The sequence below is a fragment of the Streptomyces sp. SP17BM10 genome, assembly GCF_036322405.1.
GTDB lineage: Bacteria > Actinomycetota > Actinomycetes > Streptomycetales > Streptomycetaceae > Kitasatospora.
In genome coordinates this window covers 49,674-65,580 of record NZ_JAQYXB010000480.1, presented here as the reverse complement: position 1 = coordinate 65,580, position 15,907 = coordinate 49,674, and the positions used below count along the sequence as shown (strand labels likewise).

Below are 15,907 nucleotides of genomic sequence, written 5' to 3'. Positions count from 1 at the left end.
GGTGCGGGCGGGGGCGTTGCGCGGGCGGCTGTCATGGCTTGAGGGGCTTGCCGGTCGGGTTTCCCGGCGGAGCGGTCGGACGGCCGTGCCCGGGCGTGGGCGTGGCGGCGGGGGTGGCGCCGGCGGACGCCGTCGGCGTCGTGGCCGGCACCGGGGCCCTGGTGGCCGCCGTGGGAGCGCCGGGCGCGGGGGTACCGGTCCCGGGCTCGGCCGCCATCGCCGCGCCGGCCGTCGGCGGGTGCTGGACGCTGGCCGGGGTGACGGTGTGCTGGTGGGTGGGCGCCGCGGTCGGAGCCGGGCCGGGCGCGGCCGCGGCCTCCGGCCCGGCGGCGGGCGCCCCGGACGGGGTGGCCGCCGGGTCCGGCGTGCTCGCGGCCGGGGGCTGGGGCAGGAACGGCGCGTTCACCGTCGGGCCGCCGAGCAGCGCGCTCGTCAGCAGGGCCAGGTACCCGCCCGCCGGTACGGCCAGCGCCACCCCGAGCCGGCGGATCCGGCGCTGCCGGCGCCCTGAGGAGTCCACGAACACGGGCGGCGGCGGGGCCGGGTCCTCGGCCTCGGAGGCGGAGACGGCGGGCAGTTCGACGGTGGCCTCGCCCGCCTCGTCCCCGGTGAACGGGACGTGCTCGGCGGTCGGCCACGGTTCGTACGGTGTGACGGGCACGGTGTCAGGTCCAGGTCTTCTCGGTGCACGGGCTGCCGGGCCGCACCTACGGGTCCCGGGTGGAACCGGCGGTGCAGTGGTCGTGATCTGTACAGCGCCGGGAGCCGGAGTTCTGTCACACCTTTCCGGCCGGTGGCGTTCAACTGCTTCCGCGCCGCTGTCGGCTGCCGGGGCTTCGCGAGGGGTGCCCGAGAACGTCGGGGCGGGCGTCGCCGACGTCCGTCAGAATCTGGGCATGCTGACTATCGGTTCCGTCGTGCTGGGTGCCTCCGACGTGCCTCGGGCGGCCGCCTTCTGGATGGAGGCGCTGCGATACGTCCCGCGCGAGGAGGCGGCCGGGACGACGGAGGACGACTGGGTGGTGCTGGTGCCTGCGGAGGGCCCCGGGGTACAGGTGGCGCTCGGTCTCAGCGAGACGCCCGTCCAGGAGCGTCCTCGGGTCCACCTGGATCTGTACGCCGCGGACGCGGCCGACCAGGCCGCCGAGGTCGAACGGCTGGTGTCCTTGGGCGCCGAACGCGTCGACTGGGACCTGTATCCGCAGGACGCCGATTTCGTCGTGCTCGCGGATCCCGAAGGCAACCGCTTCTGCGTCATCGACACCAGCCGGAGCTGACGGAGGGCGCCGGGCAGCGCGGGCGGCTCAGATCCAGCGCCGCTCACGGGCCGCCAGGGCCGCCTGGAAGCGGTTCGGCACGTCGAGGCGGCGCAGCAGCGAGGCGACGTGGCCGCGGTAGGTGCGCAGCGACATGCCCAGTTCCCGCGCGCCCGCCTCGTCCTTGTCGACCCGCGCCATGACCCGGAGGACCTGCCGTTCGGCCGTGGTGGGCAGTTCGTCCGGGACGGCGCACGACTCCGACCAGCGGCGTTCGAACAGGCCGAGGAGGTGGGCCAGCAGGCCGGGCTGGCGGACGACGAGGGCGCCGCGGGTGATGTCGTCGGGGTCGGTCGCCACCAGGGCGGTCCGCCGGTCGAAGATCACCATCCGCTCCAGCGGGCCGGTCGTGCCGCGCACGCGGGCGCCCTGGCCGATGAGCTCCGCGGTGTAGCGGTCGACCTGCGGGCAGTCGAGCGCGTCGGTGTGCACGATGGTCCGCATCCGCAGACCGCGCCGCAGGTACTTCAGGTCCGAGGCGCGGACGGCGTCGAGGGCCGCGGCGAGGATCGGGCCGGGGTGGGTGGTGAGGCGCTCGTCGCGGGCGAAGAAGGACAGCTCGTCGACGCACGCGATCACCTGCTCCAGGCCCTCGACGCGCTGGAGCTCGCTGACCGTCGCGCGCCGCCCCGCCCGTTGGTCCTCCGCCAGGCGGTCGACCAGGTGGCGCGACGAGGCGACCTGCCGGATCTCGCTCTGCAGTCCGTGGATGCGCAGCCGCGCGAGCCGTTCGACGGCGGTGGGCGGGTCGACGCTGCTGAACGTGTCCGGGTCGTCCGCGGCCCGCACCACGCCCAGGTCCCGCAGCCGGGCGAGGGCGGCGGCGGCGTCGTCCTCGCCCGTCCCGCAGGCGTGGGCGATCACGGCGAGGCCGATTCCGGGCGAACGCAGGAGCAGCCGGTAGACGGCCTCCTCCTGCGGGCTCAGGCCGAGCACCGCGAGTGCGTTGCCTTCCATCGGACGGACTCCCGGGTGCGGCGCGGACGGGCTGCGGCGACCCGGGTCGGGCGCGCCACCGGAAGGAGATCGTGCCCCAGGGGGCCCGGCGGTCCCAGAGGCGTCCGCCCCGCATTGGTCAGGACCAATGTCACGGACGTTGCAGGAGGATGCAGGCCGGTTCTGCAGGAAGTTGCCCGGGATCACGGCGCCTTCGGCCGTATGTGTACGGATAGGTTTGACCGGTCTTCAGGAATGGAGGCGCAGGAACCCGTCAACTGCACGTCGTCAGAAGGTTGTTCTCGTGTATCACGCGATTCGTCGGACGATTCCCGCTCTCACCGCCCTCGGGATCGCCGCGGGAGCCCCGCTCCTCTCACCCGGCACCGCACACGCCGAGCCCGCGCCCGAATGCGGTGCGGCCGGATTCTCGTACTCCACCGACGGTGGCCGCACCTGGCAGGTCGAGCCCCGGTTGGACAAGCCCTACGGGGTGATCATGGTTGAGGGCGACTTCCAGGCGGAGTCCGAGGCCAACTGCTCCTACGAGGTCTCCCTGGCCGCGTACGGCACCGAGGGCCCGACGTGGCCGACCTCGGGGCAGCAGACCTTCCTCGGCCGGGCGACCGGTACGGTCACCCGGGCCGAGCCCAGGGCGACCCTCGACGTGTCGTCCCACCTGCCGGAGTGCTACGGCCAGATCGACCTGTACCTCGGGGGCGAGACGTACGACGGGGTCGAGCAGCCGCTCCCGCACTACCCGAACAGTGTCCTGGCGGATGAGGACCGACTCCTCGCCGCCTGGAACGGCGGGCACGCGTGCGAGCCGACGCCGACCGCCTCCCCGACGGCCACCCCCACGACCGATCCGACCACCGGGCCCACGGCCACCCCGACCGCGACGGCCACGGCGACCGCGACCGCCACCCCGACCGCGACGGCCGGTCCGACCGGGAGTCCGACCGCGACGAGCAGTCCGACCGCGACCCCGAGCAGGACGGCCGGTCCGACCGTGTCCCCGACGGGGACCCCGACCGCCACGGGCTCGCCCTCGGCGGCTCCGGGTCACGGGGAGTCCCCGTCGGCCCCGTCCCCGTCCGCCTCCGGCAGCCCCGCCGCCCCGGGCGGCAGCCTCGCCCACACCGGCGGCGACGGCGGCCGGACGCTCGCCTACGGCGCCGCCGGCGCGGCCCTGCTCGCCGCCGGCACGGGAGCCGTGGTCGTCGCCCGCCGCCGGACCGCCCGCCGCTGAGGCGCCCTGTGCACGCGGTAGCCGCCGTCGAGGATGGGGTCGCTCGTCACGGTCCCGCCGAGGTCTCGGCACCGTTCGGAAGGACACCCCTAACCCGGCGACCCGCCGGAGCGCTCGCCGCGGTGCCTGAGGTTGACGGCCGACGCCTTGGCGACCGCCACAGGGTTCAGGAAGCGCGGCGGGCCGATCAGGCGGGACCCGAACATGTGCATGTGCCGCGCCAGCGCGCCGTCGCGCGCCGCCGCGGAGAACATCAGCCGCTCCAGCGGGTTGAACGGGCGGGCCTTGGCGAAGTCGGCGGCCAGGTACTGGTGCCCGCGCATCCGCCGCCGGTGCGTGCGGGCGTACGCCGCGAGCGCCCGGTCGAGATCGCCGCGCCCGGCGGCGGCCGGGGCCACGGCCTGCGCCAGCCACTGCGCGGACTCCAGCGCCCACCCGCAGCCCACGCCCCACAGCGGGTCGCTGGTGAGGGCGGCGTCGCCGATGAACGCGAGGCCCGGCGCGGTCGGGGCGCGGTCGGCCAGTGGGTAGTCGAGTACGCCGATGACCTTCGAGACGCGCTCGGCGGAGTCGATGGGCGGCGCCTCGGGCAGGGCCCGGACGAAGGCGGTGAAGCTGCCCTCCAGGTCCTTGCGGAAGTCCGGCAGCCGCTTCTTGTCCGGGACCACCGCGACGACCGTGATCCCGCCGTCGTTGGGGAACGCGTACGCCATGTCCGGTTCGAGGAACCAGGTGTGGGCGATCCCGCCGGGCAGCGGAAGGCCGCGGAAGTGGGCGAAGTACGCGAAGCGCGTGTTCTCGTGCAGCCGCGCCGGCACCCCGGCGTGCTTCGCCACGGCCGAGTCCTTGCCGTCGGCGCCGACCACCAGGCGCGCCCGGAACTCGCGTTCGCCCTGCGGCGTCGACGCGCGCACCCCCACCGCCCGCCCGCCCTCCCGGATCAGCCCGGTCACCTGGTGGCCGAGGAGCAGGTCGACGCCGTCGGTCTGCGCCGCGCGGGCCCTGATCATCGGGTCGAGGGTGCTGCGCCGCACGTTGAACCCGTACGGCAGCGCGGGGCCGGGCGCGGCGCCGGGCTCTATCCAGCCCCAACGCGTGTACCAGCGGGCCTCGTTGCGGACGGCGCCCGCCTCCTCCAGGGCGGGGACGAGGCCGAGTTCGTCCAGCACCGGGCGGGCGTTGGCGGTGAGGGAGTGGGTGCAGAGGACCTTGTACGCCGAGGGGTCCGAGCGGCGTTCCAGCAGGGCGACGCGGACGCCGCGCCGTGCGAGCAGGATCGCCGCGGCGCTGCCGGCGAGGCTCGCTCCGCTGATGACGACGTCGTGGTCCTGTCCCGTGCTCTCGTCTCCGGTCATCTGCTGATGTCCCCCTTCGGAGTGGCGCTGTGTGTTCGTCGCGTTCGTGCAGAGCCACTGCTCCCAGGAACATGAGTTGTTGTCAAGTCCCTTTGCCGGGAAGGGATCGAGGATCCTCGCACCGTCGCATCCGGTGGGCCGCGATCAGGTCGGGCGTAGGTGCGGCCGCTGCTTTTCACGGTGCGCCGCCGGCTCACGAGGCGAGGAGCGCGGCGAGCTCGCCCGGCCGGGCCGCGAACGGGCTGTGGCTGCCGGGCAGGGTGTGCACGGTGAACGGGTTACCGGGGAAGGCCCGGTCGGCTTCCGCGATCATCAGGTCCTGCGCGGCCGGTGCCAGCGCCCGGTCCTCGGCGCAGCGCAGGAAGGTTCGTGGAATTCGTCCCCACCGTGCCGCGGTCAGGGCGACCGGAGCCGTTGGGATCGCCAGGGGCAGATCAGGGCTCAGCGCGGACCGCCACCGGTCGAAGCGGTCCAGCGGGGTGTCGTGGTAGTGGGTTTCCCGCAGTTCGGTGAGGTAGGCGGGAACCGGTGAGAGCGGATTGATCCGTACGGCGCCCAGGGCCTCGGGGTCGCCGAGGTTCAGGTTCCGGCCCAGCGCGGTGGCGTTCTCGGGTGAGCCCAGGTAGTCGAAGAACCGCGGCCGCCCGCCCGGGACGAACGCGGACAGGTAGACGATCCGGTCCACCAGCTCGGGCGCCCACTCCGCGGCCAGGGACGCGGGACCGCCGCCCGCGCTGTGCGCGACGAGCACGACGGTGCGATGGTGACGCACCTGGCGCAGGACGTTCAGCACTGCCTCGGCGCAGTCGTCCATCGTCAGGGGGGCGAGCCGTGACTTCTCGGTCAGCAGGCCCGGCTGGCCGGGCAGCAGGTATCCGGTGGGCAGGGGTGCGTCGAAGCCGTGCCCCGGCAGGTCGACGGCCACGCTCGCAGCGCCCAGTCCGGCCAGCGCGCGCTGCGTCGCTGCCCACTGTCCGGAGCTGTGCCAGGCGCCGTGCACGAGAACGAAGACGGTGCCGCTCAGAGATGCGTTCTTCATGGCTCCATTCCAGACAGGAACCACAGCGCCATCCATTCCTAGATCTGGTAAGTGGCATGGCAATATCTTTGAGGTCTTGTCGGCGGCCGAGGGGACCGATGGGAGGGAGGGCGAGCCATGGAAGCGCGACACCTGCGGTACGCGGTTGCTCTCGCCGAGCACGAACACTTCGGCCGGGCGGCCGGCGAGCTGGGCATCGCGCAGCCGCCGCTGTCCAAGCAGATCGCCGACCTGGAGCGCGAGGTCGGGGCCCGGCTGTTCGACCGCACACGTCAGGGGGTGTTCCCGACCGCCGCCGGTGAGGCGTTCCTCGCGCGGGCACGCCGGGCGCTCGACGAGATCGCGGCGGCCACGGTCGATGCGGGCCGGGCCGCGCGCGGCGAGACGGGACGGCTGCGCCTCGGCTTCGTCGCCTCGGCACTGCTCGGCCCGCTGCCGGGCGTCCTGAGCCGGTTCGGCCGTGAACGGCCCGACGTGAGACTGGAACTGCACGAGATGGCGACCAGCCGCAGCAGCTCGGCTCTCGTCGCCGGTGAGCTGGACGTGGCCCTCACCCTCGGCCCGCCACGGGGCGCCGGAGCAGAGCATCTCGTGTCCGTCCCGATCGGACGCGACCACGTGATCGCTGTGGTAAGTACGGTGCACCCGTACGCGGGTCAACAATCCGTAACGGCCGACCAGTTGCGGCGACAGCCTCTGATCGTGTCGGCCGGCGAGGACGAGCCCGCCGTAGTCGCCGGACTGCGCACCCTGCTGGGCACGGACTCCTCGGCTCTCGGCGGCGCGACCGTCGCGAGGGACGTGCACACGATCATCGGCCTCGCCGCCTCGGGCGTGGGCGTCGGCCTGGGCCCGTCCCGCATGAGGGCGGTCCCGCGTCCGGGAGTGCGGTTCTGCGAAGTGACCCCGCGCACGTCCCTGCCCGATCTCGTCCTGTCCTTCGCGGGCCGCGATCACTCCCCGCTGCTGCGCGCCTTCCTCGACACCATCCGGATGAACTGCCCCGACGTCGGTGCCGCACTCAACGACCGGCTCCGGCACCACACTTGATTCGGGCGGGCATCCTTCGCCTGCGCGTGCGGCCTTCCGGCACGGGTCGGCCTCGGCGTGAGGCGCACGGCCGGTTCGTCGGCAACGTCGGTTTCATGTGCCGAGCCGCAGCCCCAGCTTGATCACGATCTACGGCTGGAGTGCAAACCCTTGATCATCTCGTGGTGGTCACACGCATCAGGCGTCGTCGTACTCGCCGCCGTCACCCTGGACCTTCGCCTCCAGAACATCCGCCACTTCGCACACCGGCCGCACCGCGCCTGCGCGTCGGCGGCTCGATCACTTTCAGCTCCGGCGTCCTCGCGATCCGCCCCTGTCCGGAACCGCGCTCACGGCAGGTATCAAAACGGCTACGTCACCGGCACCACGCTCGCGATAGACGGCGGCGCGGCACTGGTGTGACACCGGCGCCACGGGAACCAGCCGTCGAACTGGCGCAGAAGCCACCAAGCTTCGGCACGTCGCAGCCATGACCGACAGCGGCTCTCCGCCCCCGAGGTGGTGCCTCGCCCGGGTGATGTCTCGTCGCGACCCCTGCTGCCGGCCGTCGGTCGTTCGCGGTGGACGGGCCCGGACCACCAGGGGGTGGCGGTCCGGGCCCGGCGGAGGTGGGGCGGTCAGGCGGTCGGCGGGGTGACGTAGCCCGCGATGTGCAGGTCCTGGGCGCCGCCGACGGCGGTCCTGGGGTTGAGGTGGGTACGGAGGGTGACCTTGTCGCCGTAGTTGCCCTCGACGGTGTCGAGGGTGCCGTCGCCGTGCACGGCGGCCACGACGCCGACGTGGCCGCCCGGGGTCTCCTTGGCCGGCTCGCCGTAGACCACCAGGTCACCGGGCTCGGGGCGGGCCGAGCCGATGGGGTGCCACAGGCCGTGCTGCTTGCCCCAGTGGCCGACGCCGCGGCCGGTCAGGTCGGTGGGGACCTCCTTGACGCCCGCCTCGCGCCAGGTCCATTCGACGAAGGCCGCGCACCACCCGGTCTTGCAGGTGTGGCTCTTGTTCGGGAAGTACTTGTTGCACTCGGCGCTTCCCTCGCGCACCCCGATCTCGCCCCGGGCAACCGAGACGATCCGGTCGCGGAGCGCGGCGGCGGTCCGCGTGCCCGAGGCTTCGGTCACGGTCCGCGCGACGTGCCGGCCGTCGGACGGCGGGGTGGCCGCGCCGGCCGCTTCGGTGCCGAGGGCGCCGCTGACGACGAGGGCGGCGGTGAGCGCGACGGCGGTGCGGGCCCAGCCGGTGCGGGCCCAGGAGGTGCGGGTGGTACGGGACTTGAGCGCGAGGGGCAGGTCGCCGCAGTGGTTCGGGCGCATGGGAGCTCACTCCTTCGGGTGATGCCCAGGTCCGGGCATGACGAGGAAAGCCCGGTTGGGGCTGGGGGTTTGGGAACGGCCGGCGAGTGCCGACGGCAATCACGATCTCATCGGTCCGGCTTCGTTGGTAGCCTCGGCCCGTCCCAGTTGTCCCATCGCCCGTCGGACTGTCCCATACGCCTGTGACCTGCGGAAATGCAGGTGGTTGGGACAGCGGGAGCCATCGAGGAGGAGGCAGATGACCGGCCCCAGGCCAGCGCGAGGGCGAGCCATCCCGGTGCCGCACCCGCCGGACGTCCAGGACTGGACGCAGCTGATCGCCGCTGTGACGACGGAACTCGACCTCCAGGGCCGGGCCTTGCAGAGCAGGTCCGCCAAGGCCGGCAGCCCGGTGGGGAAGAGCACTTGGCACCGCGTGCTGTCCGGTCACACCCTGCCCTCGGCGGCGGTCCTCGGGCTGATGGTCGGCAGCGGCAGGTTCACGGAGGAGCAGCGCCGCGCACTGGTAGCGGCCTGGGAGAAGGCCTCGGACTGCCTGGACCGGATCGACGCCGCCCGGCGTTCGGGCGCGGCAGCGCTCCGGGGGCCCGATCGGGGGAAAGTGGAGCTGCTGCCGGACGGGCCGCAGGGGGGCGAACCGCATCGAGTGCCCGAGGTGGCGTCGGAACCGGGCCCGAGGCGCACACGGAGGCCGGTCGGCCGGCTCGCGTGGGCGGCCTCGGCCGCTGTCGCCTGTGCCGCGCTGACGATCTACCTGGTGGGCCGGGGTGTCGACCCGATCACGCCAGAGGACTCCGCCGACACCGTCGCCAGTACGACGGCCACAGCCGGCGGACCGGCCTCCACGGCTACCCCGACACCGCCCGTGGCGAGCACAGCACCCGTGGCGAGCACAGCACCCGTAGCGGGCACGCCCGTCGCGGCGAGCCCACCGGCAGACCCGGCCTCGCAGCCGCCGCTGAGCCAGCCCGCACCGCTGACCGAGCGCCCCGGAGTCGAGAAGAACTCGCTGGGCGAGGACAGCCGTTGCAGTGGTCCGTACCCGGGGCCCGCCGTCGTCACGTGGCGGGTCTGCGTGCGGGTGGAGGCCGACCGGGTCTCCATCGCGCTCAAGGTGACGAACCGGGCGAGCGTGCCCACCAAGGCCAAGGTACGGCTGGAGTTCGCCCGGGCCGGGAAGGTCTACCCCTGTCCCGGGGCGCCCGGCGCCCACGTCATCGACCTCGACGCCGGAACGACCGTGATCACGCCGCCCGCCGACTGCGCCACCGTGCGCGAGCCCGTGTTCCTCGCCTACCAGGGCCTCGGCCGGGTGGTCGCCGCCGACGCGACCGACGCCGCCTACAACGTGTCACCGACCGCGTCCGTGGCCCCGGACCGGCCCACGATCTGGCGGCCCGACCTCATCGAGTAGCAACGCGGTCACCCACCATGTCCTGGCCCGCGTCACCTCGGGCGTGTGTCAGTTCTGGTCGGACGCGTCGCCGTAGACGTTGCCGGGGCTGATCACCTGGGTGATGGCCCGGCCGAGCAGGGTGCTGGGATTCTCGCCGTTCGAGGGGATGTCGGTGTTGAGCAGGATCACCATCGTCGCCTTCTGGGCGGGCAGGTAGACCGTCAGGCTCTGGTAGCCGGGCAGGGAGCCCGCGTGGCCGATCCACCCGTGGTTGATGTCGATGCCCAGCCCGTAGGCGTCACCCGGCGCGCCGGTGGGCTGCGCGTCGAGGCGCTCCGCCTGGGTCTGCGGGGTCAGCAGTCCGCCTGTCGCGACGTTCTCCGCCCAGGACCGCATGTCGTCGAGGTCCGAGATCATCGCGCCGGCTGCCCAGCCCCAGCTGGGGTTGAAGTCCGTGGCGTCCGCCACCGTGCCGTCCGGCGTCACGTCGGTGTAGCCGTGGGCGTGCGGCAGCGGAAACTCCGCCGCCTCCGGCAGGAAGGTGCGGTCCAGGCCGCTCGGCCGCGTGATCAGCTCCCGGATCACGTCCCTCAAGGGACGGTGGGTGATCTTTTCGACGACCAGGCCGAGCAGCACGGTGTTGGTGTTGGAGTAGTCGAACTGCGTGCCAGGGGGGAACTGGTTGGGGTGCTCGAAGGCGATGCCGAGCAGCTCGCTCGGCGACCACTGGCGATGCGGCTCGGTCGCCAGCAGGTGCTGGAAGCCCGCGTCCTTGCTGTAGGCGAACAGGCCGCTGCGCATATCGGCGAGCTGACGCAGCGTGATGTGCTCGCCGTCGGGCACCCCGTCGACGTACGCGGAGATCGGGTCGTCCAGGCCGACCTCTCCGCGGTCGACGAGCTGGAGCAGCGCGGTGACGGTGAAGGTCTTGGTCTCACTGCCGATGCGCATGTTCAGGTCGGTCCGCATCGGCTCGCAGTCGCTGTTGTCCGCGATACCGAAGGCCCGCACGTAGCGTGGCTGTCCAGGCTTCCAGATGCCCACGATCACCCCGGGGACCCCCGCGTCGGCGGCCGCCCGCTGGATCACCCGGTCGAGCTCCGCCGCGGTCGCATCCCACGCATGTGACGGGGCGGCCGACGCCCTGGGAACCGGTACGGCCGCTGCGGGAGCGACAATCGGGGGCAGGGAGGCCGCCACGCAGGCAGAGACGACCATCGCGATGCGAAGCAGGGCAGTTCGGCCCGTCCGGATGTCCATGCGTCCCAGGTAAGGCCCTCCAGGTCCTTGTCCGCAGCGCCACGCCGCCCCCCAGCGCGCATTCATCCGAACGCCTTCGGGCTCGCTCCGCGAGGAACTCTCACCGGCCCTGGCTGATGTTCGTCGGACGGCTCTGGAGAATTCCTGGAGATGATCTCGGGATGGAAGCCCCCCGGGCCTCGACGCAGGCCAACGCATAGCAGCGCTCTGAGCTGCACCTTTGGCACTGGACGCAGGTCGGCGATCTTCCAGGGCCTACTTCGGGACGAAGAGGCCGTGGGTGCAAATCCCGCTACCCCGACCCAGGGCAGAGAGGGTGCCGGTAGAAATGCGTGCCTCGATGAACAGGCTTGCGGCTCTGCGGCGGGTCGGCGACGACCGCCGCCACGCTGGTGACGAAGAGGAGGTCCATGCCGGGTGGCACTCTCTTCGGGGCGGGTGGCGGTCAGGCCATCCGGCCCGCGGCCGCGCCGGGCGTGCGCCACTCGGTCGGGGGCGCCCCGACGGCCTGCGGATACGTGCTGTCGCCACCGCTAACGCACCGATAAGATGACCGTAGGTGTGCCGGGAAGCCTGGTCGGCTCGGGGGACTACTGCGGCATTCGGGCGGCGGTGACCCCGTTCGTCGTGGTGGGGTTGTTCCGTCGATGCACGTAGTGGGGATCGTTCTCGTCCTGGTGGTTCTGGGCACGGCCGTGGCCACGTTCGCGGGGCGTTTGCGGGTGCCCGCACCCTCGTTGCTCGTCCTGGCCGGGGTCGGGGTGGCCCTGATACCCGGCGTTCCCGCGCTGCACGTTCCGCCGCAGGTCATCGGCATGGTGGTCCTGCCGCCGCTGCTGTACGCCTCCGCGGAGGAGCTGTCCCTGCGGGACCTGCGCACGGTGTGGCGCCCGGTGACGATCCTCTCCTTCGGCCTGGTCTTCGCCTCCGCCGCCGCGGTCGGCTTCGTGGCCGTCGCCGTCGCCGGTCTGCCGCCCGCGATGGCGTTCGTGCTCGGCGCCGTGCTGTCCAGCACCGACCCGGTGGCGGTCACCGCACTCGGGCGCCGCCTCGCCCTGCCCGGGCGGGTCCAGGTGCTGGTGCAGGCCGAGAGCCTGTTCAACGACGCCACCTCGCTGGTGCTGTTCAAGGTGGCCGTCGGCATCGCGGTGGCCGTCGGCGCGGCGGTGAGCGTGCCGGCGGCGGGAGGGGAGTTCCTGCTGCTCGGCGGGGGCGGGAGCCTGGTCGGCGCCGCCGTCGCTGGCCTGGTGTGGCTGGTGCGCCGCCGCACAGCCGATCCCGTCCTGGAGACCGTCATCGCGCTGGTCACCCCGTACGCCGCCTACGTCCTGGCCGAGTCCGTACACACCTCCGGCGTGACCTCGGTCGTCGTCGCCGGCGTGCTCCTCGGCCGCTCCGGCCACCGGCTCACCGACGCCCACATCCGCCTCCAGCTGAGCGCCGTCTACGCGGTGGTCGTGTTCCTGCTGGAGAGCGTCGTCTTCAGCATCGTCGGCCTCGAACTGCCCACCCTGGTACGGGACCTGCCCGCGGGCACCGGCTGGTGGCCGCTCCAGGCGCTCACCCTCGCCGCCGTCCTGATCGCGGTGCGCGTGCTCTCCACGCTCCCGCTGACCCGGGCGGTCAGGCCCAGTCAGGGTCGCGGCCGGCTGTCCTGGCGGGTGGCCGGGGTGGTCACCTGGGCCGGCACCCGCGGCGTCATGCCACTCGCGGCCGCCCTGTCGATCCCGCTCCTCACCGACGACGGCACGAAGCTCGCCGGACGCCCGCTGGTCCTCGTCCTCACCACCGCCGTCGTCGTGTTCACCCTCGTCGTGCAGGGCCTCACCCTGGCCGCCGTGGTCAACCGCTCCGGCCTCGCCCTCGAACCCGAGCACACCGCCCGCGAGGAGGACGACGCCCGCGACACCCTCAACCGCACCGCCCTCGACCACGTCGAACACCTCGCGGAACTGGAAGCGCTGCCCGACACCGCCGTCGACCGCGTCCGCCGCGCCCTGACCGCCCGCCTGGACCGCACCCCGGAAACCCCCGACGGCACCACCGCCGACGCCTCCTACCGCCAGCTGCGCCGCGAGGTCATCGCCGTCCAGAGCACCGAACTGCGCCGCCTCTACGACGAACACCGCATCAGCGACACCACCCGCCGCCGCCTCCAGCAGGACCTCGACCGCGAGGAGGCCGCTCTCGGCACCCCGTGATGTCCGGGACGGCGGTGAGCCGACCGGATGACGGCCCTGGCGGGCCCGGGCGCTCCGTGACAGGACGTCGGGCGAGCGTCGTCGTCCGCCGTCACGCCCCTGCGGGTCCGGAGCGAGGGAGCCGCCAGCCGTGAGGACCGGGAACCACCTGACGCGGATGGTGTGTTCGGCGCGCGAACGGTACACGGGCTCGTGGGCCGAGGCGCTGTGGAAGCGTCTGGAGGACCGATCGGCGTGGTCTTCTTCCTCATGTCCTGGCTGATCGCCCACGGCGTGGTGATCAGCTTGGGGGCGGTCACCGGGATCGTGTGGCGGGAACGGGGCCTCTCGCTCCGGGCGGCCCTGCGCCGGCGGCCCCGGCGGGGCTGAGGCAGGAGCTCAGGGGACCGGTGCGGGCTCGGGCACAGCCGGGGCGTCGGCGACGGTCCTGCGGGTGAGACGGCGGACCTGGGGTTCCAGGAGCACCGCGGCGCTCAGGACGGTGCAGATCACGGCGCACGCCCACAGCGCGCCCGAGATGCCGAGCGCGTCCGAGACCGGGCCGGCCAGGGCGATGCCGAGCGGGGCGAGGGAGAGCGAGCCGAGGTGGTCGTAGGCGCAGACGCGCGAGAACATCTCGGCAGGGATCTCCTGCTGGAGCGCGACCATCCAGTTGACGCCGAAGACGGTGACGCCGACGCCGGAAAGGAACATCGCCGCGATCAGCACCGGCAGCGGCGCCGCGAGGGCCAGGGCGAGCGCGGGCACTCCGAACAGGAACACGCCCCAGTTGCCCACCAGCAGGATCCGGCGCGGCTGCCAGCGCACCATCAGCAGGCCGGTGACGACGAGCCCGACGCCGTAGGCGGCCATCGCCAGCCCCCAGTCGGCTGCGCCGCCGAGCCGCTTCTCCGCGACGACCGGACCGTACACGGACTCCACCGCACCGACGCAGGCCACCAGGACGGAGAACTGGAGGACGACCATCCAGAGCCACCGGCGGGAGGCGAACTCCCGCCAGCCGTCGCGCAGTTCGCTGAGCATGGTGGCGCCGGAGGCGGCCGGGGCGGCCTCCGCCTCCAGGAGGAAGCGCAGGCCGGCGGCGATCAGGAAGCAGACGGCGTCGAGACCGAGCACCCAGCCGGGCCCGACGGCGGCGGTGAGCGCGCCGCCGAGCGCGGCCCCGCCGATCTGGCTGGCGTTCTGGCCCATCCGGAAGACCGAGAAGGCCCGGGCGGCGTGGTCCGGCGGGACGCTCTGGAGGATCATCCCCTCGGCCGCGGGGGCGTAGAGCGCGAAGCCGGCGCCGCCGGCGGCGGAGAGGACGAGTAGCTGCCAGAGCTGGGTGTGGCCGTTCAGCACGAGCGCCGCGAGGACGGCCTGGGAGAGGCCGCTGAAGAGGTTGGCCGCGACCATGACGTGATGGCGCGGCAGCCGGTCGGCGAGGGCGCCGCCGATCACCAGCAGGAGGACGGTCGGCAGGAGGCGGGCGGCGGTGACGTACCCGACCTCGGTGCCGGAGCCGCCGTCGCCGAGCACGGCGAAGGCGGTGGCGATCGGCGCTCCGGCGTTGCCGAGGCCGCTGACGACGGTGGCGGCCGTCTGGATCCGGAAGTTGCGGCCCGCCCAGGCGAAGCGACGGGCGGGCACGGGAGGGTGCGGGTGCGGGGGTGGGGCTTGGCTCGGCACCCAGCGACTATGGCCGAGGGTTCGTACAGCCGTCCATCGGGTTTTCGCACCGTGGTGCCGCGGGTGAGGACGCCGGTGGCCGTCCGGTCCGATCGGTGGCGAGGGGGTACTGGTCGGACATCCACGACGCCCCGAGGCCCCACCGACCGGGTACCGAGCGTGACCTGACGGGGCCCCCGGCCGTTTCGGGCGGCTTGGTAGAGTGCCGCAGCCCGAAAGGTCGGGCACTGACGGCAGCCGGCCCGGTGCGGCCGGAGAGACGAGGGGGACGACGTGCGGGACCTGTCGGCGGACGACCAGACCGTGCTGCTCGACGAACTCGCGGCCGGACTGCTCGACCCCGACGGCGACCTCGACGAGCTGGCCGCCATCGAGACCCACCTCACCGGCACCCTGCGGGCCGACCTCGTCCCGCGCCTGGAAGCACACCTGGAGACGGCCGTCGCCGCGCGCAACCGGTACGCCCGCTCCGTCCTCGCCGACCTCCTCGCCGAGACGGCCGGCCGATCCTCCCTGCCCGTGCTGCTGCGGGCGTGGTCCCGCGACCTCGGCGACGACCAGGACGGGCTGACGACCATGATCACCGTCCTCGCCCAGGACGATCCGGCGGCCGCGCGCCGCACCCTCCTGCCCTGGACGGACAGCCCCGACGCCGACCTGCGCCGGGCGGCGCTCTGGCTGCTCGGCTTCGTCCCGGACCCGGCGGACGTCGCCGTCCTGGGCCGCGCGGCGCACGACCGGGACGAGCGGATCCGCAGCGTGGTCGCCGGCACGCTCGGCAGCCACGGCACGGACCCTGCGGCCGTCGACCTGATGGTCGCTCTGTTGCGCGATCCCTCCGAGCGGGTGCGCATCTCCGCCCTCGGCTCGCTCGGCTACCGCCGTCAGCCGCGCACCCTGCCGGACATCTGCCGCCTCGCCGACGACGACAGCCCGCACGTGCGGGCGTGGGTGGCGATAGCCCTGCGGCGCTTCCCCGCGACCGAGATCGGCGACGAGCCGGTGGCCGACGTCCTGGCCAGACTGGAGCGGGACTCGGAGCCGCACGTCCGCGACCAGGCACTGGCGGCGCGGCACGGGGCGGCACGCCGCGGCCGGTGAACCACCCCGCGCGGCGGCGCCGGACT

At 73.4% G+C, this 15,907-nt stretch carries 14 protein-coding genes; 7 read left to right on the top strand and 7 right to left on the bottom strand.

The window, feature by feature from the left end:
• Window positions 1–31: 31 nt before the first annotated feature.
• Window positions 32–661, bottom strand: a complete 630-nt coding sequence (locus PUR71_RS07925) for a hypothetical protein (protein ID WP_329925638.1) — start codon at window positions 659–661, stop codon at window positions 32–34.
• Window positions 662–896: 235 nt separating this feature from the next.
• On the opposite strand from PUR71_RS07925, the gene PUR71_RS07920 reads away from it, so the two are divergent.
• The gene (locus PUR71_RS07920; RefSeq protein ID WP_329925637.1) at window positions 897–1,277 is read left to right on the top strand and encodes a VOC family protein; all 381 of its coding nucleotides are present in this window, start codon (window positions 897–899) and stop codon (window positions 1,275–1,277) included.
• Window positions 1,278–1,304: 27 nt separating this feature from the next.
• Here the strand turns inward: PUR71_RS07920 and PUR71_RS07915 are convergent, their stop codons facing one another.
• Window positions 1,305–2,273 (bottom strand): helix-turn-helix transcriptional regulator, encoded by a 969-nt coding sequence (locus PUR71_RS07915; RefSeq protein WP_329925636.1) that lies wholly within the window; start codon window positions 2,271–2,273, stop codon window positions 1,305–1,307.
• 283 nt (window positions 2,274–2,556) lie between these two features.
• Here PUR71_RS07915 and PUR71_RS07910 point away from each other — a divergent pair, with 283 nt between their 5' ends.
• A complete protein-coding gene (locus PUR71_RS07910) occupies window positions 2,557–3,504 on the top strand; it encodes a hypothetical protein (protein WP_329925635.1) in 948 nt (315 codons plus the stop codon).
• 89 nt (window positions 3,505–3,593) lie between these two features.
• Here PUR71_RS07910 and PUR71_RS07905 read toward each other — a convergent pair whose 3' ends face one another.
• The gene (locus PUR71_RS07905) at window positions 3,594–4,859 is read right to left on the bottom strand and encodes an NAD(P)/FAD-dependent oxidoreductase (protein WP_329925634.1); all 1,266 of its coding nucleotides are present in this window, start codon (window positions 4,857–4,859) and stop codon (window positions 3,594–3,596) included.
• A 193-nt stretch (window positions 4,860–5,052) separates the two neighbouring features.
• Window positions 5,053–5,898, bottom strand: a complete 846-nt coding sequence (locus PUR71_RS07900) for an alpha/beta hydrolase (protein ID WP_329925633.1) — start codon at window positions 5,896–5,898, stop codon at window positions 5,053–5,055.
• Between the two features lie 117 nt (window positions 5,899–6,015).
• Between PUR71_RS07900 and PUR71_RS07895 the strand changes: the two genes are divergently transcribed.
• Window positions 6,016–6,948 (top strand): LysR family transcriptional regulator, encoded by a 933-nt coding sequence (locus tag PUR71_RS07895; protein ID WP_329925632.1) that lies wholly within the window; start codon window positions 6,016–6,018, stop codon window positions 6,946–6,948.
• Window positions 6,949–7,565: 617 nt separating this feature from the next.
• On the opposite strand, the gene PUR71_RS07890 is transcribed toward PUR71_RS07895, so the two are convergent.
• Window positions 7,566–8,255, bottom strand: a complete 690-nt coding sequence (locus tag PUR71_RS07890; RefSeq protein ID WP_329925631.1) for a C40 family peptidase — start codon at window positions 8,253–8,255, stop codon at window positions 7,566–7,568.
• 238 nt (window positions 8,256–8,493) lie between these two features.
• Between PUR71_RS07890 and PUR71_RS07885 the strand changes: the two genes are divergently transcribed.
• The gene (locus PUR71_RS07885; protein WP_329925630.1) at window positions 8,494–9,669 is read left to right on the top strand and encodes a hypothetical protein; all 1,176 of its coding nucleotides are present in this window, start codon (window positions 8,494–8,496) and stop codon (window positions 9,667–9,669) included.
• Window positions 9,670–9,717: 48 nt separating this feature from the next.
• Here PUR71_RS07885 and PUR71_RS07880 read toward each other — a convergent pair whose 3' ends face one another.
• On the bottom strand, window positions 9,718–10,740 hold the full coding sequence (locus tag PUR71_RS07880; RefSeq protein ID WP_329925628.1) for a serine hydrolase domain-containing protein: 1,023 nt from the start codon (window positions 10,738–10,740) through the stop codon (window positions 9,718–9,720).
• Window positions 10,741–11,558: 818 nt separating this feature from the next.
• On the opposite strand from PUR71_RS07880, the gene PUR71_RS07875 reads away from it, so the two are divergent.
• Together PUR71_RS07875 and PUR71_RS07870 are read left to right on the top strand one after the other, a co-directional pair.
• Complete coding sequence (locus tag PUR71_RS07875) at window positions 11,559–13,112, top strand: Na+/H+ antiporter (protein WP_329925627.1); 1,554 nt, start codon at window positions 11,559–11,561, stop codon at window positions 13,110–13,112.
• A 234-nt stretch (window positions 13,113–13,346) separates the two neighbouring features.
• Complete coding sequence (locus PUR71_RS07870) at window positions 13,347–13,481, top strand: hypothetical protein (protein WP_329925626.1); 135 nt, start codon at window positions 13,347–13,349, stop codon at window positions 13,479–13,481.
• Window positions 13,482–13,490: 9 nt separating this feature from the next.
• On the opposite strand, the gene PUR71_RS07865 is transcribed toward PUR71_RS07870, so the two are convergent.
• Window positions 13,491–14,741, bottom strand: coding sequence for an MFS transporter (locus PUR71_RS07865; protein WP_329925625.1), 1,251 nt, complete (start codon window positions 14,739–14,741; stop codon window positions 13,491–13,493).
• Between the two features lie 312 nt (window positions 14,742–15,053).
• On the opposite strand from PUR71_RS07865, the gene PUR71_RS07860 reads away from it, so the two are divergent.
• Window positions 15,054–15,881, top strand: a complete 828-nt coding sequence (locus PUR71_RS07860) for a HEAT repeat domain-containing protein (RefSeq protein WP_329925624.1) — start codon at window positions 15,054–15,056, stop codon at window positions 15,879–15,881.
• The last annotated feature ends 26 nt before the right edge of the window (window positions 15,882–15,907 follow it).